The organism is Vagococcus sp. (assembly GCF_052102835.1).
Taxonomy (GTDB): Bacteria; Bacillota; Bacilli; order Lactobacillales; family Vagococcaceae; genus Vagococcus.
In genome coordinates, this window is the sequence record NZ_JBQEIL010000006.1 from 73,316 (window position 1) to 94,674 (window position 21,359).

The 21,359-nt window shown below is 33.4% G+C and carries 25 protein-coding genes and 1 pseudogene; 5 read left to right on the top strand and 21 right to left on the bottom strand.

Annotated features, from left to right (window positions below; translation table 11 throughout):
• Positions 1 to 18: 18 nt before the first annotated feature.
• The 9 genes from ACTJFD_RS07430 to ACTJFD_RS07470 form a co-directional block, all read right to left on the bottom strand.
• Positions 19 to 1,128 carry a DUF1648 domain-containing protein gene (locus tag ACTJFD_RS07430; RefSeq protein WP_442260707.1) on the bottom strand — a complete coding sequence of 370 codons (1,110 nt, stop codon included), beginning with the start codon at positions 1,126 to 1,128 and terminating at the stop codon, positions 19 to 21.
• The gene (locus tag ACTJFD_RS07435; RefSeq protein WP_442260708.1) at positions 1,125 to 1,517 is read right to left on the bottom strand and encodes a GntR family transcriptional regulator; all 393 of its coding nucleotides are present in this window, start codon (positions 1,515 to 1,517) and stop codon (positions 1,125 to 1,127) included. The genes ACTJFD_RS07430 and ACTJFD_RS07435 overlap by 4 nt, the downstream gene beginning before the upstream one ends.
• Before the next feature lie 133 nt (positions 1,518 to 1,650).
• On the bottom strand, positions 1,651 to 2,337 hold the full coding sequence (locus tag ACTJFD_RS07440) for a Bax inhibitor-1/YccA family protein (protein ID WP_442260709.1): 687 nt from the start codon (positions 2,335 to 2,337) through the stop codon (positions 1,651 to 1,653).
• A complete protein-coding gene (locus ACTJFD_RS07445; RefSeq protein WP_442260710.1) occupies positions 2,330 to 2,821 on the bottom strand; it encodes a MaoC family dehydratase in 492 nt (163 codons plus the stop codon). Before ACTJFD_RS07445 ends, ACTJFD_RS07440 begins: the two co-directional genes overlap by 8 nt.
• 40 nt (positions 2,822 to 2,861) lie before the next feature.
• Positions 2,862 to 4,199, bottom strand: a complete 1,338-nt coding sequence (gene murC / locus ACTJFD_RS07450; RefSeq protein WP_442260711.1) for a UDP-N-acetylmuramate--L-alanine ligase — start codon at positions 4,197 to 4,199, stop codon at positions 2,862 to 2,864.
• Between the two features lie 131 nt (positions 4,200 to 4,330).
• A complete protein-coding gene (locus ACTJFD_RS07455) occupies positions 4,331 to 5,116 on the bottom strand; it encodes a hypothetical protein (protein ID WP_442260712.1) in 786 nt (261 codons plus the stop codon).
• A 148-nt stretch (positions 5,117 to 5,264) separates the two neighbouring features.
• Positions 5,265 to 5,588 (bottom strand): hypothetical protein, encoded by a 324-nt coding sequence (locus tag ACTJFD_RS07460; protein ID WP_442260713.1) that lies wholly within the window; start codon positions 5,586 to 5,588, stop codon positions 5,265 to 5,267.
• Positions 5,589 to 5,732: 144 nt separating this feature from the next.
• On the bottom strand, positions 5,733 to 6,125 hold the full coding sequence (locus tag ACTJFD_RS07465) for a RidA family protein (RefSeq protein WP_442260714.1): 393 nt from the start codon (positions 6,123 to 6,125) through the stop codon (positions 5,733 to 5,735).
• Between the two features lie 308 nt (positions 6,126 to 6,433).
• On the bottom strand, positions 6,434 to 6,871 hold the full coding sequence (locus ACTJFD_RS07470) for an OsmC family protein (RefSeq protein WP_442260715.1): 438 nt from the start codon (positions 6,869 to 6,871) through the stop codon (positions 6,434 to 6,436).
• A 211-nt stretch (positions 6,872 to 7,082) separates the two neighbouring features.
• On the opposite strand from ACTJFD_RS07470, the gene ACTJFD_RS07475 reads away from it, so the two are divergent.
• Positions 7,083 to 7,361 carry an amphi-Trp domain-containing protein gene (locus ACTJFD_RS07475; protein ID WP_442260716.1) on the top strand — a complete coding sequence of 93 codons (279 nt, stop codon included), beginning with the start codon at positions 7,083 to 7,085 and terminating at the stop codon, positions 7,359 to 7,361.
• Between the two features lie 42 nt (positions 7,362 to 7,403).
• Here the strand turns inward: ACTJFD_RS07475 and cbpB are convergent, their stop codons facing one another.
• The 10 genes from cbpB to ACTJFD_RS07525 form a co-directional block, all read right to left on the bottom strand.
• Positions 7,404 to 7,868, bottom strand: a complete 465-nt coding sequence (gene cbpB, locus ACTJFD_RS07480; RefSeq protein WP_442260717.1) for a cyclic-di-AMP-binding protein CbpB — start codon at positions 7,866 to 7,868, stop codon at positions 7,404 to 7,406.
• 28 nt (positions 7,869 to 7,896) lie between these two features.
• Positions 7,897 to 8,415: a metallophosphoesterase gene (locus tag ACTJFD_RS07485; protein WP_442260718.1), complete on the bottom strand. Its 519-nt coding sequence runs from the start codon at positions 8,413 to 8,415 to the stop codon at positions 7,897 to 7,899.
• A gap of 4 nt (positions 8,416 to 8,419) precedes the next feature.
• Entirely contained in the window at positions 8,420 to 9,781 is a 1,362-nt protein-coding gene (gene rph, locus ACTJFD_RS07490; RefSeq protein ID WP_442260719.1) for a ribonuclease PH, read from the bottom strand.
• A 4-nt stretch (positions 9,782 to 9,785) separates the two neighbouring features.
• On the bottom strand, positions 9,786 to 10,601 hold the full coding sequence (racE, locus tag ACTJFD_RS07495; protein ID WP_442260720.1) for a glutamate racemase: 816 nt from the start codon (positions 10,599 to 10,601) through the stop codon (positions 9,786 to 9,788).
• Positions 10,602 to 10,636: 35 nt separating this feature from the next.
• Positions 10,637 to 11,671, bottom strand: coding sequence for a tRNA (adenosine(37)-N6)-threonylcarbamoyltransferase complex transferase subunit TsaD (gene tsaD / locus ACTJFD_RS07500; RefSeq protein ID WP_442260721.1), 1,035 nt, complete (start codon positions 11,669 to 11,671; stop codon positions 10,637 to 10,639).
• A gap of 15 nt (positions 11,672 to 11,686) precedes the next feature.
• Positions 11,687 to 12,139 carry a ribosomal protein S18-alanine N-acetyltransferase gene (rimI, locus tag ACTJFD_RS07505; RefSeq protein WP_442260722.1) on the bottom strand — a complete coding sequence of 151 codons (453 nt, stop codon included), beginning with the start codon at positions 12,137 to 12,139 and terminating at the stop codon, positions 11,687 to 11,689.
• Positions 12,140 to 12,141: 2 nt separating this feature from the next.
• Positions 12,142 to 12,675, bottom strand: coding sequence for a ribosomal protein S18-alanine N-acetyltransferase (gene rimI, locus ACTJFD_RS07510; protein WP_442260723.1), 534 nt, complete (start codon positions 12,673 to 12,675; stop codon positions 12,142 to 12,144).
• Entirely contained in the window at positions 12,659 to 13,372 is a 714-nt protein-coding gene (tsaB, locus tag ACTJFD_RS07515) for a tRNA (adenosine(37)-N6)-threonylcarbamoyltransferase complex dimerization subunit type 1 TsaB (protein ID WP_442260724.1), read from the bottom strand. Before tsaB ends, rimI (ACTJFD_RS07510) begins: the two co-directional genes overlap by 17 nt.
• Before the next feature lie 83 nt (positions 13,373 to 13,455).
• Entirely contained in the window at positions 13,456 to 14,616 is a 1,161-nt protein-coding gene (locus ACTJFD_RS07520) for a hypothetical protein (protein ID WP_442260725.1), read from the bottom strand.
• A 234-nt stretch (positions 14,617 to 14,850) separates the two neighbouring features.
• Positions 14,851 to 16,200, bottom strand: a complete 1,350-nt coding sequence (locus ACTJFD_RS07525; protein WP_442260726.1) for an acetaldehyde dehydrogenase (acetylating) — start codon at positions 16,198 to 16,200, stop codon at positions 14,851 to 14,853.
• A 211-nt stretch (positions 16,201 to 16,411) separates the two neighbouring features.
• Between ACTJFD_RS07525 and ACTJFD_RS07530 the strand changes: the two genes are divergently transcribed.
• The 4 genes from ACTJFD_RS07530 (at position 16,412) to ACTJFD_RS07545 (ending at position 19,840) form a co-directional block, all read left to right on the top strand.
• Complete coding sequence (locus ACTJFD_RS07530) at positions 16,412 to 17,188, top strand: helix-turn-helix domain-containing protein (RefSeq protein WP_442260727.1); 777 nt, start codon at positions 16,412 to 16,414, stop codon at positions 17,186 to 17,188.
• Positions 17,189 to 17,201: 13 nt separating this feature from the next.
• Entirely contained in the window at positions 17,202 to 17,747 is a 546-nt protein-coding gene (locus tag ACTJFD_RS07535) for a GNAT family N-acetyltransferase (RefSeq protein WP_442260728.1), read from the top strand.
• Between the two features lie 495 nt (positions 17,748 to 18,242).
• On the top strand, positions 18,243 to 18,785 hold the full coding sequence (locus ACTJFD_RS07540) for a TetR/AcrR family transcriptional regulator (protein WP_442260729.1): 543 nt from the start codon (positions 18,243 to 18,245) through the stop codon (positions 18,783 to 18,785).
• A gap of 140 nt (positions 18,786 to 18,925) precedes the next feature.
• Positions 18,926 to 19,840 (top strand): DUF5692 family protein, encoded by a 915-nt coding sequence (locus ACTJFD_RS07545; protein WP_442260730.1) that lies wholly within the window; start codon positions 18,926 to 18,928, stop codon positions 19,838 to 19,840.
• Positions 19,841 to 19,894: 54 nt separating this feature from the next.
• Here ACTJFD_RS07545 and ACTJFD_RS07550 read toward each other — a convergent pair whose 3' ends face one another.
• Positions 19,895 to 20,263 carry a hypothetical protein gene (locus ACTJFD_RS07550; RefSeq protein ID WP_442260731.1) on the bottom strand — a complete coding sequence of 123 codons (369 nt, stop codon included), beginning with the start codon at positions 20,261 to 20,263 and terminating at the stop codon, positions 19,895 to 19,897.
• Positions 20,264 to 20,521: 258 nt separating this feature from the next.
• Positions 20,522 to 21,358, bottom strand: a pseudogene (locus tag ACTJFD_RS07555) (sugar ABC transporter permease); the annotation flags it as partial.
• Between the last annotated feature and the right edge of the window lies 1 nt (position 21,359).

Genomic DNA, 21,359 nt, shown 5'->3' on the forward strand with positions numbered 1-21,359 from the left:
AGCGAATTGGGTTTTTGATTATTTAAAAAAGAGAGCCATAACAATTGGAATGAGTAACAAACCGATGATAAGTAACCAACTTTCCCAGCGTGCAAAATTTGTCGTTAATCCCATGCCAGTTTTTTTCATTACCCAAATACTTGGATCTTGTGGATTATAATAGAAAACGCCAAATTTCCAAATATCATCATCAGTTCGTGTATCAAAGTTAACTTCTGGAGTTAAGCCTTCCCCGCTTTGACGATATTTAAATCCAATAAACAAATTAATACCAACAATACTAACTAATGTTAAGACAATCAGTGGTAAGAATAGTGAATAGTTAGTGTTAGGTGTGATAGTCATCCATTGTATAAAAGTGAACAGTGTTTGCATAAGGATAGAAGTGAACAATAAACTAATAGAAGTCGCTTTTCTAAATTGACGATCATTTTGATTGTAGATTTTGGAATCTTTTAAAACACTTTCTTGTTTCGCTTTAAGTAAAGCTCCATTGGTAACTGTAAAGACAACTAATAAAAAAACTTGAAAGATTGGCGCAAACAACACAGTAAAAAGCGATTTTGAAGAAAAGCTTGTTGGTTGCATCATGGCATCAAAATTAGTTGGAATTTCCTGTGGTATTTTCGGATAAATTAAGAACGTATAAACTAATGAAAAAAGGATAAAACTACCATTAAGAAACACAAAAACCCAATTAGGTAAAATGAATGGATTTGAACGAAAACTTAAATCGACAGTAATTTTTTGTTTCGATTGATTAATTTTACTAGGCGTTTCGAGCAGAAAATGAGCTAATTTTCTTCTTGTATCAAAATATAAAATAAGAAAAGCAAGGAAATTAATTAACATCGCAGCTAAGAGATAAATAGAAAGAAAATTCGTTGTTTTTTCAACATCTTTCATTAATAATGCCAGTATAAACGGTAAACTTAATGGGATATTTAAACTAAGTAATGTCTTGGTGAAAAAATAAACTAAATGGGTTATTTCCTCTGAATTTTGTAAATCGCTTGGAATAGTCAGACCGAATAAGTTACTGCGTCGGCTTATTCTAGGGGTAAACGCAAGGCTTATATTAATTAAAAGGGTCATTAGAAACATAAAACCAATAAAAAAATAAATCATAAGTTATCCTCTTCTTTCATTAATTCGTTTTGTAATTTCAGGTAGAGTTCTTGAAATTCTTGTTTAGATAGTTGGAATAACGATTGATCAATCATTAGTTTTTTTAATCGAAATTCAAAATCCTCTTTTATTTGTTGTGTCATTTTACGTGTGTTGAGTGCGTTTACTTGATAACCGCGGACAACTTTAGACAAAACTCCTTCATCGACTAACTGATTATAGGCTTTGTTGACTGTATGTAGATTAATCCCTAAATCACCAGCCAAAGCTCGTACACTTGGCAATCGATACCCTTCAGTCATTTGATCAATGATAATCAAACGTTTTAATTCGTAGACCAGTTGTAAGTAGATAGGTTCTTCACTTGTTTCATCAATTGTGATCAACATTTTACCCCTCCTTGTTATAGTTATTCTATAACGAATATCGTTCTATGTCAACTATAACATTAAAGATTGATTTATATCAAAAAAAGAACAAAACCATAATCGGTTTTGTTCTTAAAATAGCGTTTCTTTTTTTCTAGTTGCGATTAAATAATCTTAAGAAAGCATAGAATAAGTTAATTAAATCTAGGTATAGGCTTAATGCGCAATAAACAGCTAAATTTGTTGATGCTTGTCCACCATTACTTGCATACAACGTTTTTATTTTTTGGTTGTCATAAGCAGTTAAACCAGCAAAAACAACGACCATGACTAGTGAGATGAAGAAATCAACCGGTCCACTTTTTAAGATAAATATATTTAAAAGTGAAGCGATAATAATCCCTAAAACTAAACTATATAATGCATGCCCAATAGCACTTAAATCTTTCTTAGTCACCATACCAACAACAGACATCGCTGCAAACGTACCAGCAGCAGTCACAAATGCCGAAACAACGGATTGTTGTGTATACATTGCGACCGTGACAGATAAAGTAATCCCTGTTAAAACAGAATAAGCAACGTAGCCAATGAGTGACATCCCTGAATCAGAAAAAGCATTTTTACTTAAACTAAAGACTAAAACAAGTTGTGCGATCCAAATGGCCCAGAAAACTAAAGAATTACCTGAAAGTATACCAGCAATCTGGCTCCAAAAAACGTTAATACATAGGTAAGCGGTCAATGCACTGATCCCGATACCTAAACCTAAAAAACCATACACTTTACCATAAAATCTAGTTAATCCTTTTGCTTCAACAACATTTTGATTATTATTCATTGACATCGTCTCCTTCTTCTTCATTTGTTTCTTCTAAGACGGATATTTTAGGAGGGCGTACCATAAGTACACTATCGAGTACACGCTCTTCTTTAAAATTATGTGCTGTAACCGAAATAGTGACTACGTCTTTCATTTTATCAATCTTTATTATTTCAAAATGAAAGGTTAATGTCTCGTAATGATAAACGGGTTCTATTAAATTAAAAGAAAAATTAACAATATTAGATCCTGGTCCAGGCAGATGTTTAGAAACTGTACTAGAAATGGTTCCCATCAACATAATAGATGGAACAAGTGGTTTTCCATATTCTGTTTGTTTTGTATAACTATGTTGAATAAACAATGGATTAGCATCATTTGTTAGCCCTAAATAAAGCAATAACTGATTGTCTTCGATTGTTTCGGTTAAACTTAAAGATTCTCCTTCTTCGAGTTCTTCGATAGTCTTACCAATTTTAGTATTTTGATCTAAAAGCTTCATCATTAATCTCCTCTTTGTATTCAACCCTGCATCTTTACTTCTACATAATATTTTTTCGTGTACTGCTTAATAATTTTTCATAAGCTTGTTCAAATTTTTGAACATCACCAGCACCCATGAAAATAATAACTGAATCATGATAATCCAATAATGGAGAAAGGTTATCCACATGAACGACTGCTCCACCTTTGCTGATTTTTGCACCTAAATCTTCAATTTTAACTGTGCCGACTTCTTCACGAGCAGACCCAAAAATATCACACAGATAAACTTTATCAGCCAAATCAAGTGATTTAGCAAAATCATCAAGTAATGCAATTGTACGAGTGAACGTATGTGGTTGGAAAACAGCTATGATTTCTTTTGTTGGGTATTTTTGACGAGCCGCATCGATAGTTGCTTGAATTTCAGCAGGGTGATGTGCATAATCATCCACGATAATCATGTCGTTAACTTTCTTTTCACTAAAGCGACGTTTGACTCCGTTAAAAGTAAGCATCTCTTCTGCCACTTTTTTCATATCCAGTCCTTCTAAATATGAAATAGCAATGACACCAAGTGCATTTAACACATTGTGTAAACCATACGCAGGAACAGAAAACGTACCGATTTTTTCGTTTTTATAGGAAACATCAAAATGTGAACCGGTAGTGCTTCTTTCAATATTTTGTGCTTGGAAATCATCAGTATCATTAACACCATAATAATAAATCGGTGCTGTGACATCTAATTTTCTTAAATAAGGATCGTCACCAAAAGCAACAATACCTTTTTTAACTTGCATTCCAAATGTTTGAAAGGCATCGTAGACATCTTCAATACTCTTATAGTAATCAGGATGATCAAAATCAATATTTGTCATAATAGCATAATCAGGAGAATAAGCTAAAAAATGACGACGGTATTCGCAAGCTTCAAAAGCAAAGAAAACCGCTTCAGGTTCACCATGCCCTGTTCCATCACCAATTAAATAGCTTGTTGGTGTAATACCTGAAAGAATATGAGCCAACATTCCTGTTGTGCTTGTCTTACCATGTGATCCAGTAACAGCTATACTAGTAAAGTTTTCAATAAATTCACCTAAGAATTTGTGATAGCGTATCACAGTTAGGCCTTTTTTTAATGCAGCTTGAATTTCAATATGATTATCGGGAAAAGCATTTCCTGCGATGACGACTAAGCCATCATGAATATTTTCTTCAGCAAATGGTAACATCGTGATATTTTCTTTTTCTAATTCATGTTGCGTAAAGAAATATTTTTCTACGTCCGACCCTTGGACTTTATATCCTTTTTGATGAAGCAATAAAGCGAGTGAGCTCATTCCAGAGCCTTTAATTCCTACAAAATGAAATACATTGTTTTTATGAATATCCATAAAAATCCTCTTTTCTATGTTCTTACATCCTTATTATCATTAAAACTTTGAATGTAACAAGTATTATCGTATATTTTTTGTTACTTTTCAATAAAAAAACTTACATTGATGTTAAAACAATGTAAGTAAAATCAATCAAAATAAGCGTTATCAAACGGTTTACTTCCTTCATCCTTCATAATTCCAGATAAAGACTTGTCTAATCGATTATTTTTTTTACTAAGTAATTGCTCTTCAGTATTATTCGAACGATTATCAGTCATTGAGGTTGTATCCATTGTCATAAATTGATCTTGCGCTCTTTTTTTTATTTGATGCTTCAATTCCTCTTTTTTAGGATTAGAATAGCCCTGTTTGGTATCTTCAATCATGGATACCGGGATGTATTTAGGTTCAAAAGCTTTTTTTTCAGGTTCACCTGGTAAACGGTAGCTTGATTCAAACTTTCGTCGTCGACTGACAGGTAATTGATGTTTTGCGCTTCCTTTTTCATTAGTTTCATAAAAACGATTAGCATAACTAGCTTCTGGTGCACGGTATCTTTCTTTTGGATCTACAAATGCTGATTCATATCGATGCTGTTCATCTTTTCTAGTTGGTCGTTCAAAAGGTGAACTATCTTCATGAGGCTTACTAACTTGTGCGGCAACTGGTCGTGGACGATTAGGAGTCGCTTTTTTTACATATGAATCTAATTGATCCGTACCAAAATAAACAGGATCTTCAGCCATATCAACTTTATCCATATCAATCAAATTTCTTTTATTCTTGTCTTTTCTTTGAGAGTCGTAAACAAAATCGTCGTTTAAAACATCTTTTAAAAAGTCACGTCTACGTTTTCGATTTAACTTTACACCTTCATTATCATCATAAGCTGGAAATCGAAAATTCTTTCTACTTTCAGAAAGTCGTACCATTTGACATCATTCCTTCTCAATTACTGAATATAGTCTATCATAACTGTCTAAATAAAAAAAGAGATGTTCATTAAATCTCAAAGTTTATTCACAAATAAAAAAACAAGTATCCAGATTTAAAAGAATACTTGCTTCTTAAAGTCCTTATTTAACTACCTTTACCAAAAAGACGCCAGATAATAGGTAGATACGCATCAAATAATGGAGCTAAAATAGAGAATGCCAAAACAGAAGCAACTATTATTCCAACCACAACAATGCCGACCTTTTTTGATCGTTTTAAAATAAAGAAAGTTATAATTGCGATTAATCCAATCACTAAAACAACGGCTAATTCGATGGTTACTATATCAATAGTATCACCTGAAATTAATTTCGAGATGACTTCTGAGTATAAAAACCAAACAAGTTCGACGACGTATACAGCTAAGATTATTTTTAAAATCCATTTTTTAGCTTTTTCTTTATCCATGTCAAACCTCCTCTTCTACAACACTTAACAACAAGCATTATAACAAAGTTATTGTTAAATGTTAAATAAAAAAATAGAAATAAATAATTTAATCTTTTAAAATAAAGACTTACGTTATTTATTTCTATTAATTCTTTTGATAGATTATTCTGGTTTGGCTGCGAATATTTCAATCTCAATTTTTATTTCAGGTAATCCTAAGGCTGAGATATAAGCAATTGTCATTGAAGGATTGACGGAAAAAAAATCCCCCCAAATCTCATAAAAATAATCCCAATCAATTGGATCAACTGACCAAATATTAACTTTTACGATATTATCAGCAGTTAATTTTTCTGATGATAATACACTTTCGATATTTTTAAATGTATTTTTAATTTGTTGTTGCAGGTTATTAGGTAAATTGCCTTCTGCATCAATCCCAATCTGTCCCGAAAAAGTATAAAGTGTACTGTTTTTAGGGATAATAGTCACGTGACTATATTCTCCAACAGGAGCAGGTACTGTACTTGGATTTCTTCTTATAATCTGGTTCATGTTATTTCCTCTTTTTCTTTTTTATCGTCCAACTTTTAAACTATTTATAAGCTGGACAATTTTAGAAGAAAACAGCAGTTGAATAACCGATACCCATTGCTAAAAATTTTAGACTCTTTTTCTTCAACTGATTATTCACCCCACTCTCAATTGAGAATATAGCATATTGCATAACCAAAGTAAAATGTAAGCCTCTTTATTTTGGTGAAAAGGGGTGTCGGAACATAAAAAGTCTTAGCATGATTGCCAAGACTTATTTTTTCTGATTAATAATTAATATGATTGAAAGCAAAAGTTACTAAGCTATTCTATAAAAAAAGGTTGCTTTCCATAACCGGTGCATTTTTGATGGTGTCCGCTACGGGACAAGTTGCATTAATGAAAGCGACATAAGCTTTTATTTCTTCTTCAGTATTGTCGGCTTCAATATAAAAGTTAGAGACAATTTTTGAAAAACCGATTTTGGCATTTGGATTTTTACCCATAAAACCATCAGTATCTAATTCACCTTCTAATTCGATACGAACTGATTTTAAATTAATTTTATGTAAACGAGCAAAACTTTTAGCTGCAATTACTTTACAAGCACCTAGAGAGCCAAGTAAAGCTTCAACTGGGTTCATACCTATATCGGTTCCACCTAGACTTTTAGGTTCATCTAAAATAAATTCAAAATCACGAGCTCGACATGAAACTTGTAAGCCATCAATACTTTCAGTTACCGTTTTAAATACTTCAATAGCCATTTTTAATTCCTCCATCTATTTTTAAGATACTTATATATTATCATAAAATGAGAAGGCTTTCTTGTGATTATGTGTTTTTTTTCACATTATCATCATTTGTTCCTTTTTACGTGCTGTTGTTGAATTTTAAATAACTGATTAACATATATAATGCACGATTTTCGTATTATTGGTATAATTAAATTATAATAAATAAAGGAGGATTATTAAGATGAAAATTGAGAAAAAGAAAACGACAGAGGTCATGATTGATCGTGAAGAAAAACAAACTGTTGCTGAATTAGCTCTTTTTTTAGAAACGATGGCAATTAAATTGAAAGAAGCACAGTCTTTTAGTTTTATAGAAGGTGATAAACAAACTCTTATCTCTCCTTCTGATCCTTTAAAGGTTGAGTATAAATATGAAAAAAAAGGCGATAAACACTCTTTTGAGATTGAATTCGATTGGTATGAAGGAAACGCAAAACGCCCACCATTTTCGATTAGTTAATATAAAAAATGCCACCTCTCAACTTTTTGGGGTGGCATTTTTCTATTTGTTTTCCAAATGATAGCGTGTCTCAAGTTCGTGAACTAAATGATTAACTGCTTTTAAAATTTCCTTACGTGTCACAATACCTTTAAAAACGCCTTCACTATCAACAACGTGTGCAAAGTTGGCATCAACCAATAAATTAAGTGTCTTTTCAATATCGAAAGGTTGTTGAAGGCATTTTACTTTTTGATCCATCACTTCCGATACTTTTTTTATTGCTAAAAGATCAGGGTCAATTTCTTTGGTCGTAATCATCTCTGAAACCACCATTGATAAGGAAATAGAACCTACTAATTTTTCGTCACGATCGACTACGGGAATACGACTATATCCTATGTTGGTTAACACTAAAAAAGCATGTTCTAATGTATTTGTATCTTGTAATGTTGCTACATTTTCTGAATCAACCAAAAAATGATCTTCATTTTCTAGTAATATTTCTTTGACAGTTTGTCCAATCATCACTGATCCTCCATTGCTACAATAAAATTTAAGAACGTTTAAAAAAACGGGATAAGGCAGTCACTTCTTCATGTTGTTGATTGAAATAAGTGACCTGATACCCTTGCTCGAATGTCTCAATTATAGCATACGTTTTCAAGGGGGCATATTGACCTCGAGGCTGAGAAATACTACCTGAATTAACAAACAAAATATTATTAGTTAATTCACAAGCTAATTTATGTGAATGACCATAAAGGGCAATCGTCGCCTTTTGTTCCTGTGCCACTAAGTTAAGTGAGTTTAGACCGCTGTTAACTTGATACAAGTGCCCATGTGTGATAAAAATGATGTCATTCTCTAGCTTGATCGTGCTTGATTTAGCGAAAGTCGGATCATAATCACAGTTTCCTTTGACAACAACAAAATCTTGCCATAAAGTGTCGGAAGCTTCTAATTCAGAATCTCCACAGTGGAAGAAACCATCTACCTTACCTTGCCATTGATTTAAAATATCAACTAAACATTCACGTTGTCCGTGGTTATCACTGACTACTACAATTTTCATCTTTTTACCCCTCTTTTTCTATCCATTGATCGAAACGAAGCATTAATTTTTCAATTGCCTGACGACGATGACTTATTTTATTTTTTTCTTCCGCTGAAACTTCCGCTAAACTTAAATTAAGTTCAGGAACATAAAATAAAGGATCGTAGCCGAAGCCATTCTCTCCTCGAGGAATCGAAGCGATTTGTCCTTTTAATTCACCTGAAACAACTAAGCTCTCTTGATTTGGTGCGGCTAAAACAAGAGTACAATGGAATTGAGCGGTTCTTTTTTCAGGAGAAAATCCTGTCAGTTCATGAAGTAATTTGGCATTATTGGCACTATCTCTTTTATCCTCTCCCGCATAACGAGCAGAGTAAACTCCTGGTTGCCCATTTAAAGCATCAACCATTAAACCAGAATCATCAGCTAAAACCATTTTACCTAGCTGTTGGGCTATGGTTTCAGCCTTCAAACGTGCATTTTCCTCAAAAGTAGAACCCGTTTCTTCAACATCTTCGATTTCTGGATAATCTAATAAAGTTTTGATTGTGTAGCCTTTTTGATTAAAAATAGCTTTAAACTCATTTGCTTTACCTGAATTACGTGTAGCAATCAGTATTTCTTTGGTTAATGTTGGTTGGTTGCTCTGTTGTTTTAACGATGAATTAATAGCTAACGCTTCTTTTTGTTTAATAAAAAGTTCTTTAATCCCTATTTCAGCAAGATCTAGCAATGTATTTAATTCTGTTCTTGAGAAAGTAGCCTCTTCACCAGTACCTTGGACTTCAATAAATTTACCAGACTCTGTCATAACCACATTCATATCGACTAAAGCGTTTGAATCTTCACTATAATCTAAGTCTAGGACAGCTCCCATTTCAGCAATAAGACCAACACTTACAGCAGCACAAGCTTCTTTGAGTGGGTTTTCGAGTAAGATGTTTTGCTCAAGTAGTGTTTGTATTGCTAAATTCAGAGCAACATAAGCTCCAGTAATACTGGCTGTTCGAGTACCACCATCCGCTTGGATCACGTCACAATCAATTACAATTGAACGTTCACCTAGTTTTGTTAAATCAATAACTGATCGAAGACTTCGACCGATAAGACGTTGAATTTCCATTGTTCTTCCAGTGAGCTTCCCTTTTGAACTTTCACGCCGATTTCGGGTATTCGTTGCTCGAGGTAGCATGCTATATTCAGCAGTGACCCACCCTGTTTCACTCCCTCTTAAAAAAGGAGGAACATTTTCTTCAATCGTTGCATTAACAATGACTTTAGTTTGACCAAATTCGATTAAAACGGAACCTTCTGGGTGAATAAGATAATGAGGTGTGATTTTAATCTCACGCAATTGACTTATTGTTCGTTGATCATGTCGCATTTTTTTATTTCCCTCCTGTGATGGATACTCGATGGATATCATATGAATTAACCTCTAACCAATCATTTAATATCTTTTCAAAGATTGCTTTAGAACCTGTCATGAAAAAGTGGTGTTTTTTTACTTCTAATGTTGGTTGGGCAGCAATATCGTAATAATCTAATAACATACTGACTTCACTGACTGTCTCTGCGCCAGAATCAATCAAAATGACTTCTTTCCCCATCTCATCTTGAATGAATTTTCTTAATAATGGATAGTGAGTGCAACCTAAAATTAAGGTATCGACTTGCTTTTCTTTTAGTGGTGCTAGAGTTTCATGGACGACTCGACGTGCAATTTCAGAATGATATTCCATACTCTCTACTATGGGAACGAATTTGGGACAAGCCAAACCAAAAACTTCAGATCGTAATGATTTACTCTGAATGGCAACTTTATATTGTTCGCTGTTGATTGTTCCAATTGTTCCAATCACACCAATTCGATTGTTCCGAGTCGATTTTATTGCCGCTCTTGCGCCTGGGTAGATAACCCCAACAACAGGAATTGTTAATTTTGTACGGATCTCTTCTAAGACAACTGCTGTCGCTGTGTTACAAGCAATAACAATCATTTTGACTTCTTTTTTCAATAGAAAATTAACCATATCCCAAGTGAACTCCTTGATTTGTTCAACTGGACGAGGACCATATGGACAGCGTTCAGTATCACCAATATATAAAAAAGTTTCATTTGGAAGTTGTTTTAATGCTTCACGAATCACCGTTAATCCCCCAACTCCAGTATCTAAAAAACCTATTGGAGTATTATTAAACATTGTATCGCCCTCTTCAATTTATATTTAACTGACTTTTAGAATATTAAACTTGGTTTTGCGTTTAATTCCAGTGGTGCAAAATGTCCTTTTTCAGCTTCGATAAAAGCAGCAGCTCCAATCATTGCGGCATTATCACCACAAAGTTTTAACTGTGGTACAGAAAAAGTCATGTCAGGCAACGTTTGCTTTAATTCTGTTTCAAGAGCAAGACGTAAACCTTTATTGGCAGCAACCCCACCAGCTACGATGAGCTGTGTAACGTCGTATGTTTCACAGGCGCGAATGGTTTTTTTTACCAAGACATCAATGACACTTTGTTGAAAACTGGCTGCTAAATCAAACGCATTGAGTTCTTCTCCTCTTTGTTCAGCATTGTGTACCAGATTAATAAATGAACTTTTCAGTCCGCTAAAACTAAAATCAAAATTATTTTCATTAATCATTGCTCGTGGAAAATGATAATTATCTTTTCCTTGGTGAGCCATTTCGTCAATTATTTTGCCACTCGGATAAGTTACACCAAGAACACGTCCTATTTTATCGTACGCTTCTCCGGCCGCATCATCTCTAGTTTCACCTATGACTTGATAATCGCCATGTTCTTTCATATACACGAGCTCAGTATGTCCACCACTAACAAGCAATGCCATTAATGGAAAAGTCATTTCGTTACTAAACCGACTAGCATAGATATGTCCCGCCATATGATTAACTGGTATCAATGGTAATTGATTAGCCCAAGCAAAAGCCTTTGCTGCTGTTATGCCAATTAATAAAGCACCAACTAAACCTGGTCCATAAGTGACAGCAACGGCTCCTAAATCTTCTGGGTTGATTTCAGCTACTGCAAGAGCATCTTCCATGCAGCCAATGATTTGTTCAACGTGGTGACGGCTAGCGACCTCTGGTACAACGCCGCCAAATCGTTCATGACTTTTTATTTGTGAAGCAATTATATTTGAAAGAATGATCGTTCCATCTTCAACGACAGCAACACTTGTTTCATCACAACTACTTTCAATTGCCAATATTAATTTTCTGGATTTATCTTTAAAAATTGTTTGTGTCACTTTTTTCACACTTTCTTATAAAATTAGTTTCATTATCAAGGCATCCTCTTGAGGAGCATGATAATAATTTTTTCGAATCGTTAAATTCGCAAAACCGAGATTTTCATAGAGTTTTTGAGCAATAAGGTTACTTTTTCTCACTTCTAAAAAAAGTGAATAACAGCCTTTTTTCTTTAGAAATTCAAGGCTAAATTGAAGGAGTTCTGTTCCAATTTTTTGTTGTTTAAAATCAGAATGCACAACTAAATTTATGAGTTCGGCTTCGTCCAAGACAATTTGATAGGCTGCAAAAGCTACCACTTGTTCATTCACTTCTTTATAAAAATAAAAGACTGTTTTCTCTGCTAAATGTTGATTAAACTGTTCTTCTGTCCAACCGTAATTTTCTTTAAAACCAGATTGGCTAATTAAATAGCATTGATGAGCAAAGGACTCAGTTGCTAATGTTTGATTAAACTGTACAATCATCACTACTCTCCTAACCAATAAATCATGTCTAAGGCATCTTCAAGATCTTCTTTATAGTATTCTTTTTTTAATCCCTTTATTTCAAACCCCAAACGTTGGTAGAGACGAATGGCTCCTTTGTTTGAACGTTTAACCTCGAGTGATAAGGAAATACAGTCATTATTTCGCGCATATTCTTCCGCTTTTTTTAATAAAAGCGTGCCCAAGCCTCGCCCTTGAAAAGTAGGGGTGATAGCGATATTAGTAATATGGGCATCTGCTCTTTCAATTCTAATTCCAATAAAACCAACCACCACCCCTTCAAAGCTTATTTTTAAGTAACGTCCATTGTCTTTTCGACTGAGTTCCAATAAAAAAATGGTGTAGCTCCAAGGTGAGCGACCGTCATAAAGTTGTTTTAAAATATGTTGCAACATAGGAACATCCATTAGTTTAACATCATCAATGACAAATTGGTCATCAGGTAAATGTTGACTTACTGGTATTTGCTGAAGTGGCATTTCTTCGTTTATAAAAAAGTTATACCCTTTCCACATAACTCGTTTCCTCGCTTTTATGGTTTTTTAGCCAGTTCTCTTCGGCCTCCACTAATTTTAGATAATTAGGTGTAAACGCATCAATTGATTCTATTGGTTTAGCTAGTGTTTTTGTTTCAATTATTTTTCTTGCGGATAAAGAAGTTGTAATAATTTTGGTAGCGGGAAGGATTTCCAAGATAAGTTGCTCAAAAAGAGCCGCATCTTCACCGATAAATACTACTTCTTCGTTTAAATCATTTAAGTACGTTAACCAATCAATGAGAGCTATATGACAATCTTCCACTTTTTTTACTAATTCTCCATTTTCCCACTGATAAATCCCAGTATATACATTTTGTCGACGAGCATTGATTAAAGGGATGATCAGCCCTTTAAACTCTTGAGAACTTGTTGCCGCGATGGTCGCTAAACTTGAAACACTAAATAGATTTAATTTAAGAGTCCAAGCTAGTGTTTTAGCGGTTGTTACCCCTATTCGAAGACCTGTATAAGAACCTGGGCCACTTGCAATGATGATTTCTTCTAAATCATGTGGAACAAGTTGATTTTCTTTTAATAAAAAGTCGATTGCAGGCATTAAACTAACACTATGATTTTTTTTATTTGTTGATGTATATTCTGCTAATAGTTGGTTTTCTTTAAATAAAACTACTGCCATTGTAGTATTTGATGTATCAATTCCTAAAGTAATCAAAAGTCATCTTTCCTTTACATATTATTCTGTTATATTGTAGCATATTTCGAAAGAATCAGTTTTATTAATTCCAATCGACAAAGTTAATCCCTCTGTTTTAATTTTAACAAGAGCTCTTTTAATAATGTGGCTTGCTCTTTCTTGCTTAATGGGGCTAGTAAGGTCACCATTTCATTCAAAATGGGCGATGCATCTCTTTCAGATTCTTCATTAACTATATCGTTTTTTTGGTTGACATAAAAAAATTCTAGTAACCCTTCACGGATAAAGGGATGAATAACATTTAAGAAATCTTCTGTGTATCCCAGTTGATAGAGCGCCTGACTTATTTGCGTATAGACTTCAGGTTGAATCCACTTGCCAAGTCCACGCAATGAAAATAAATCTATTTCAGCTTTTATTTTTTCTATCGTTTGCATTTCTATTTTAGTTAATAAGTAATGAAAGGCTTCAAAGTATCGTTTCGGCATTTTGGGTTGTTCTTTTGTTTGTGACATACGCTCTTGAATTTGTTTTACCCAGAGAGCTGTTTTTTGATAGAGTGTCTGGGAAGTTAAATAGTCAGTAATATTTTCTTGAAAGTATTGATAACCTTTGGACTGAATATCGACCGAATTTACTTCCAAATCAAGATTTAAAAATTGTTGTATCGCTTGATAATCTGCAGTATAAATCGGCATATCTACTTCAGCAAAAGCAAAAATACGTTGAACTAAAGTTAAATTAAAAGCTTGATTTTTTTGGTTGTGATTTAAATTAAAAAGTTGTTTTCTTACACGCTCGATTAGTTCAGATGGGAACGTTTGATTCTTTCTTTTTAGCCAAAGTAGTTCGTCTAAAGCATAATCAACGTTATTGATTTTAGCACTAATTTCATTTGCTACATGTTGTGGAATATTGAGATGGTCTTTAAAATGCTGACTCCCCAATTTTATTTCTTGACCCGTTTTTTTTGAAGCAATAATATACTGGTATTTTAAGCGGCGACCGCATTCACAATAGAGCATATATTTCGTTTCATATTTTTCAGGATAACGAGCATCGATTTTCAAATCGACGAAGTACCAATCTGAAGCTTTTAAATAAGTGTTTTTTACAAATTCAGAACGGACTAAATACTTACGATGGGCATCAATGACTGCTCGCTGTGGGGTTGTTAATTTAGCGTACGTTTCCCAACGTTCTTTATTCGACAATGGTCGAAATTCTACTAGCCCATATTCTTCTTTATCATTATCTAACATTATCTAACCTTCTATCTTTATCAAACTTATCTTACCAATCATACCAAATTTTTTTAAGAGATGGTAAATTTTACTTTTGAAAAATTGTTAAAAAATCAATTAAGTATCAAAAAAATGAAGTAACTTTTAAAAATGACGATCGATGAGTTAACATAATGACTTAAGTTCCACTTTAAAACAAAAAAAGATCATCACGAATGATGATCTTAGGGATAAAGGAAAAGAACGATTCAATTAACGTACACCGTAAGCGATGATATTAGTATTGATTAATTCAGCAACATGAACATTTTCAGAAAGACTACTGCCACCAATCGCTCCACAGCCTAAAGTCAATGATGGAGCAAGATTAGTTGTTCCCCCGATTGCACCTAGTGCTGCTAATGTATTGACAAGAATTCTTGAAGCAGGCATCACTAGGCCAAACTCTTTGACAACCTTATCATTTTCAGTATGAACGACAGCAGTGTGACCTGCCCCTTCATTGAATAAAAGTGTTCGACTCATTTCAATCCCTTCACGATAATTTTGGACGGTATACATTGCTAAAATAGGCGATAATTTTTCACGTGAGTATGGATTATCTTGGCTAATTGTTGTTTGTTCTGAAATTAAAACTTTTGTTTCTTTCGGAACATCAAAACCACTCATTTTAGCGATTTCAATTGCAGGCTTGCCAACAATTTCTGGATTCATCGAACCATTTTCACGCATAATAAAAGCACCGACTTTTTTGCTTTCATCTTTATTCATGAAGTAAGCTTGTTGTTTTATTAATTCTTTAATCACCTGCTCTTTAATTGATTGTTCAACAATTAAAGCTTGCTCTGAAGCACAAATGGTTCCGTTATCAAAGGTCTTACTAGTGATGATCGCATCTACTGTTTTTTCAATGTTGGCTGATTTTTCGATTAAAACAGGTGTATTCCCTGGACCAACGCCAATTGCAGGGTTACCAGAAGAATAAGCGGCACGGACCATTGCAGATCCTCCTGTTGCTAAAATAAGCGCGGTTTTTGGATGTTGCATTAATTCTTGAGTTCCTTCCAAAGTGGGATGAGCAATCACTTGGACTAAATTAGCAGGTGCTCCCGCGCTAATGGCTGCTTCGTTAATGAAATCAACAGTTGCTGTAATAGATGCTAATGCTTTTGGATGTGGTGATAATACAATAGCATTTCGTGTTTTAAGTGCAATCATTGCCTTGAAAATAGTAGTAGATGTTGGATTAGTAGACGGAACTAATGCCGCAATAATCCCTAGCGGAACGGCAACTTTCATTAATTTTTGTTCAAGGTCTTCTTCAATAATTCCTACTGTCTTCATATCGATGATACTTTCATAAAGTGTTTCACTTGCGAATAAATTTTTTGTTGTTTTGTCTATGACATTTCCAAATCCAGTTTCTTCATGAGCTAATTTGGCTAAACTAACAGATTGTTGCGCTAAATTTTTACTAACGGCAGTGACAATTTTATCGACAGCATCTTGTGAAAAATGAGCGTATTCCATTTGAGCCTTAGTTGCCTTTTCTATCAAATCGTTTACTTCAGTTGTGTTTGCTACTTCGTAATCTAAAATCATGTTTTATTCCCCCTTGTTTTCTTATAAGTCCATCTTACTATGAGAGTAAGCGTTTTTTTAGGACGATTAGAGGCACAATTAGGATTATCTTAAGCAACTTTGAAACATTTAACACAAGCCGTTAAATTATCACCAAAAGCAAGGGTTGTTCTTTTTCACAAAGTAAAGATTATGGTATAATTGTACTATCGATAAATGAGGAGGAAACGTAATGTGTCATGTTCTTATTGCAACAACTTTTGAGACTGATCGCCAATTTTTAAAGAAAATGATCCGGCAAGATTTTTTTAACGTTGTTCTTTTACCAGATGCGAGTACAACAGAACAAGCCATCCAATTATCAAAATCACATAAAATTGATCTACTAATTTTAGATGTTAGTCCACAGATGAATGAACCTTTTCGTTACAAAACAGAAATCTTACAAAATCAGCCCAATATGAAAACAATTTTGATTGATTCGGTTGAAAACTTCAAAAATTTACATAAGTCTTTGCGTTGTGGAGCGATTGATTACTTAGTTCGTCCCCTCAATCAAGCAGAATGTCAGCAAAGTATTCACCGAAGTATCTTAGCACTTAATCAAGTTTCCTTGCTTCACTATACTTCTGAACCCATTACAGATAATAAAAAAGAATTAACAAATCAAATGATTCAATACATTCATAAAAACTATCAAGAGTTAATCACTTTAGATACTTTAGCAGCATTCTCTCACCTTCATCGGAACTATGTTAGTAAATTATTTAAAGAAGCAGTGGGAATGACTTTTGTAGAGTATTTAACTTTTTATCGTTTGGAACAAGCAAAAAAAATGTTGACGACGACTGAAAAAAGCGTCGCAGCAGTTGCCGAAGCGGTTGGTTATATTGACCCGGCTTATTTTAGTCGTATTTTCAAAAAAGAAATCAAGCTTACCCCAGTTCAATATCGTCAGACGTATACAGGGAAAATGACTCCTGCCGATTTTGAATTCGCTTTAAGCTAGAAGGAGTGGACAGATGATACGTCATGTTGAAGAAAAAGACCATGAAGAGGTAGTAACCTTGATTAAAGGAAGTTTTGCAGAGAGTGAGCATGGTTATCATGGTGAAGCTGAATTGGTTGAACGGCTTCGATTGGAGGCTTCTCATTGTCCAGAATTTGAGTTTGTTTATGAGAAAGAAAACCAACTAATCGCTCACTGTTTCTTAAGCGAAGTCACAATTATTAAAAATAATAAAATACAGTGTAAAGGTTTGGCAGTTGCTCCGTTATGTGTTTTACCTCATTTTCAAAGCCAAGGAATTGGCAGTCAACTTATGCAAGCTCTAGAAACCACGATTAGTTTGGGTGATTACCAATTTATTAGTATATTGGGTGATCCTAACTATTACCTTCGTTTTGGTTATCAAGAAGCGAAAAATTTTTCCATCACTCCTCCATTTGATATCTCTTCAGAATATTTTCTAATTAAACCAGCGAGTAGTGAAAGTCTAGTCAAAAAGAGTGGTGTCTTAACTTACCTATCTCCTTTTAATACTAATCCCCAAAACAGAGATCACTAATAAGAATTCCCAATCATTTATTAAGCTATTCATAGTCATTAAGATTAATTTCTTAATATTTTTGACTGTTCTCTTTAGCAAAAGTCAACTTAATCGGCAAGAATAAATGAGTTAAAAATCAGAATAAAAGATACTTAAGAGATAAAATTCGTAGTGTCTTTTATTCTTTTTTTACCGCATAAAAGAACGGTTGTTTTCTTGTTTTAGTTGACCGTTTGACTAACGCCTCATAAGTTAACACGCTTCTTTATTCTTGCTATTTATATGCTGGAAAACTTATTCCCCCTCACTTGTTGTTCGATACCTTTTTCTTCCTTTACTTGTTAATTATATTACAATAATTAATTGCTTAACATTAAAAAATAAAGAACAGATTTTTAGTTTGTTAACTATTTACATATGTTACAATAAGATTTATTTGAAAAATTTACTACGCTCGTTTTAAAAAATTTAACCAAAATAAATCTAGGGAAAAGTTAGAAAGGAAGTATCTGCTTGAATTTAACTAAGTCAGCCCTATCCACTGCTTTAAAAGAAGTAATGCTCATTATTCCTTTTGATAAAATAACAATCCATGATGTAACTGAAAAAGCAGGTGTTTCTCGGAATACCTTCTATTATCACTTCTATGATATCAATGAATTACTTGAATGGACTTACGCTCATGAAATCGTCATTGATCTTGAGGCTTTTCGCCAGCTTGATAATTGGAAAGAAGGACTTATGAAGGTCCTTAATTATACAGAAGAAAATAAAAAGTTTTGCTTAAATACTTTTAATTCACTCAGTCGTGATCGCTTAGAACTTTTTTTATACGATATCACGTACGATATGTTAATCAGTATTACTGAAAAATATTGTGTTTCTCAGAAACTCACCCATGAAATCGCTGATTTTTACGGACGAGGAATTGTAGCACAAGTCGTTCATTGGTTAAATACTCGACTTGAAGAACCGAAAGTAGATTTAATTAATCGTATTGAACGTGTCACCCGCGGCGTTATTCAGTTGATAGTCTCTGATAATCACAATAAATAAGATTAAAACGACAGGTGAATTCCCTTAATTTAGGCATTTCACCTGTTTTGTTTATATCTTTTTTTAAAATAACAACTTATGATAAAGGTGAATTCAATCACATGTGAAAAAGAATTTAATTTATTGTTGGAGGTTTTTTTATGTTTTTCTTTGAATCTATCCCTTGGTATTCTGTTTTAATGTGGTTTGGCGTTGTAGCTGGACTCATGTTGATGAATGAACTTGCTCGATCAAACAAGTGGATTGCTATTATTTTATTTACAGCATTACCAATTATTTTAACTATTTTTGTATGGCCCACTACTGCTGGCGCTGGTAGTAGTACTGGAACTTGGTTTCACTGGGTTAAAGTTTATTCTGCTTTAGCTGGTTGTTTAGGCTTTTTAGCCCTTCGTTTTATCAAGGGAGCAGATAAAAATAAATATTTACTTGCTTTTCCAGCGCTTATATTAGCAATCAACATTATGGAAGCTGTGATTAGAGATTTTCAAGTCTATTCTCTACATGGTATGATTGACGGTGTTTTCATGAATGGTGGAGTTTGGAATATTATGAATGGTGTCGCAGGTATTCTTAATATTTTAACTATTTCAGGTTGGCTAGGAATCCAAATTAGTAAAGACAAACAAAAAGATATGATTTGGGCAGATCAAATGTGGTTCTGGATCATCGCTTATGATTTATGGAATTTTGCTTACGTATATAATTGCGTCTCAGACCATTCTTTTTATGCTGGGGCCGCACTATTAATATCATGTACTATCCCAGCCTTTTTCATAAAAAAAGGGGCTTGGCTACAGCATCGGGCACAAACTCTTGCTTTTTGGATGATGTTCACGATGTCATTTCCTCAATTTGTCGGTGAATCTAAATTTTCTGTTCAAAGCAGTCACAGTTCAAAAGCATTATTCATTGCGAGTTTCGTAGCGCTTATCGCTAATATCGCAGTCTTTATCTATCATATTTATCGAATTAAAAAATATCACAAAAACATACTTAAAGATGAGGTTTATGCTGGATTATCAGCCTTTGAGGAAGTAAAACAAAATAATTAAAAGAACTGGGAATGACTTCAATAAAGAAGTCATTCCCAGTTCTTATTTTATATTTTAGGTTAAAGTATTTGTCAAACTGCTTTCTTCTTTTGCTAAGCTATCGTTAAATTTAGTTTTAACAAAAATCATTAAGATCATCAAGGCTAATCCCATCGATTGAACAGTCAACATTAATGTAATATCGTATTGAATAAAACCTATAATCATCGCACTAAGAGTAGGAATAAAAGAAGCATTAAGGATTAAATTTAAAGCTTCTTTGAACGTTTTAATATTTGATAAATGATTTTTTCGTGTCAGCCAAATAAAAAAACTAGTTCCAAAAACAAAGAAGGTAAAACTAATCGAGATGAGTAGGGTTAATAATAAGATAGAACTCAAACGTCGATAAATCGCATTTTGATTGTTCCATTCATCATTCAATTTAGTAATAAATTGTTGTTTAGTTTTAATATTCTGACCATCAAATTTTTTAGGATATTGTAATGAAAAACTTATCTTATTACTATCTTTAAGATCTAAAGATTTTTTTTAAAAGCCATTCCATTTTTTAATGTTTCAAATTCTTTTATTGATGGACTGATTAGGATGTTAGAATTTTTTAAATTAGACGGCATTGCAATTAATTGATATTTTTCAATTTTTATCGTTTTAATACGTTCTAAATCTTCATCCGTGATAGACTGGAGCGATTTCAACAAGTGGTAAGTGATTAATAAAAGGAATTACCTGGGTATTAATCGCTCCGATACTATCATTAAATATATTTGAAAAACTTAAGATAGTAATGAAAGCTGGTACTGCCCATGGTAATAGGAAAATCACCCCAAACCAACGTTTTCCTTTGATAAAGGATTGGTTAGCAATAACAGCTGTTAAAACACCTAGAACAATTTGTAAAGTCGTTGCACAAACAGTCCAAATAATCGTCCAGCTGAAAACTGAGGTGAACGTGGCACGATAAGAACTTAAAAAGAAAATACTAAAGAAGTTTTTAAAGCCAACCCAATCAATTAAGCTTGCTGGTGGGATATGTTTAAAATCATAATTTGTAAAGGCCATGAACAGCGTAACCATAACTGGAAAAATAATAGCAACAATCATCACCAAGTAAGCTGGTAATGTTAATAAATAAGGAAAACCTTGATCCAATACAGCTGTTACTGTTTCTTTAGCTGTTGTATTAACAGCCAAACCTTCATTCCACTTTTTAGCTATTTTTTTAGCATCAATTAAATTGAAAATATAAAAAATTAGAAAGATAATGGTAATGATAATTTGCATGGTACCCTCAATCAGTAAAAATAAGGAATGATCTTCCATTGGGACAGTACCAAGAGTGATGAAGTTTTCGATGGCATTAAAGCCAAATGAAAATAATTCGAATAAAAATAGAATAAATACTCCTAAAAAGAGTGTCCCTTTTACTTTTTGTTTATTATAAAATTGACCGAGTCCAGGAATTAGTGACAACAGGATTGCTTTTTTGACATTTTTTTTATTTGTTGAGTTTGTCATG

Coding starts and splice junctions, on each gene's coding strand:
- ACTJFD_RS07435 (WP_442260708.1), bottom strand. CDS start 1,517: ATGTTGATCACAATTGATGAAACAAGTGAAGAACCTATCTACTTACAA.
- ACTJFD_RS07465 (WP_442260714.1), bottom strand. CDS start 6,125: ATGAACCAGATTATAAGAAGAAATCCAAGTACAGTACCTGCTCCTGTT.
- rph (WP_442260719.1), bottom strand. CDS start 9,781: ATGCGACATGATCAACGAACAATAAGTCAATTGCGTGAGATTAAAATC.
- ACTJFD_RS07520 (WP_442260725.1), bottom strand. CDS start 14,616: ATGTTAGATAATGATAAAGAAGAATATGGGCTAGTAGAATTTCGACCA.
- ACTJFD_RS07475 (WP_442260716.1), top strand. CDS start 7,083: ATGAAAATTGAGAAAAAGAAAACGACAGAGGTCATGATTGATCGTGAA.
- ACTJFD_RS07455 (WP_442260712.1), bottom strand. CDS start 5,116: ATGGTACGACTTTCTGAAAGTAGAAAGAATTTTCGATTTCCAGCTTAT.
- ACTJFD_RS07545 (WP_442260730.1), top strand. CDS start 18,926: ATGTTTTTCTTTGAATCTATCCCTTGGTATTCTGTTTTAATGTGGTTT.
- racE (WP_442260720.1), bottom strand. CDS start 10,601: ATGTTTAATAATACTCCAATAGGTTTTTTAGATACTGGAGTTGGGGGA.
- ACTJFD_RS07430 (WP_442260707.1), bottom strand. CDS start 1,128: ATGATTTATTTTTTTATTGGTTTTATGTTTCTAATGACCCTTTTAATT.
- cbpB (WP_442260717.1), bottom strand. CDS start 7,868: ATGATTGGACAAACTGTCAAAGAAATATTACTAGAAAATGAAGATCAT.
- ACTJFD_RS07460 (WP_442260713.1), bottom strand. CDS start 5,588: ATGGATAAAGAAAAAGCTAAAAAATGGATTTTAAAAATAATCTTAGCT.
- ACTJFD_RS07445 (WP_442260710.1), bottom strand. CDS start 2,821: ATGAAGCTTTTAGATCAAAATACTAAAATTGGTAAGACTATCGAAGAA.
- ACTJFD_RS07485 (WP_442260718.1), bottom strand. CDS start 8,415: ATGAAAATTGTAGTAGTCAGTGATAACCACGGACAACGTGAATGTTTA.
- ACTJFD_RS07470 (WP_442260715.1), bottom strand. CDS start 6,871: ATGGCTATTGAAGTATTTAAAACGGTAACTGAAAGTATTGATGGCTTA.
- ACTJFD_RS07535 (WP_442260728.1), top strand. CDS start 17,202: ATGATACGTCATGTTGAAGAAAAAGACCATGAAGAGGTAGTAACCTTG.
- ACTJFD_RS07525 (WP_442260726.1), bottom strand. CDS start 16,200: ATGATTTTAGATTACGAAGTAGCAAACACAACTGAAGTAAACGATTTG.
- rimI (WP_442260723.1), bottom strand. CDS start 12,675: ATGTGGAAAGGGTATAACTTTTTTATAAACGAAGAAATGCCACTTCAG.
- ACTJFD_RS07440 (WP_442260709.1), bottom strand. CDS start 2,337: ATGAATAATAATCAAAATGTTGTTGAAGCAAAAGGATTAACTAGATTT.
- ACTJFD_RS07530 (WP_442260727.1), top strand. CDS start 16,412: ATGTGTCATGTTCTTATTGCAACAACTTTTGAGACTGATCGCCAATTT.
- rimI (WP_442260722.1), bottom strand. CDS start 12,139: ATGATTGTACAGTTTAATCAAACATTAGCAACTGAGTCCTTTGCTCAT.
- murC (WP_442260711.1), bottom strand. CDS start 4,199: ATGGATATTCATAAAAACAATGTATTTCATTTTGTAGGAATTAAAGGC.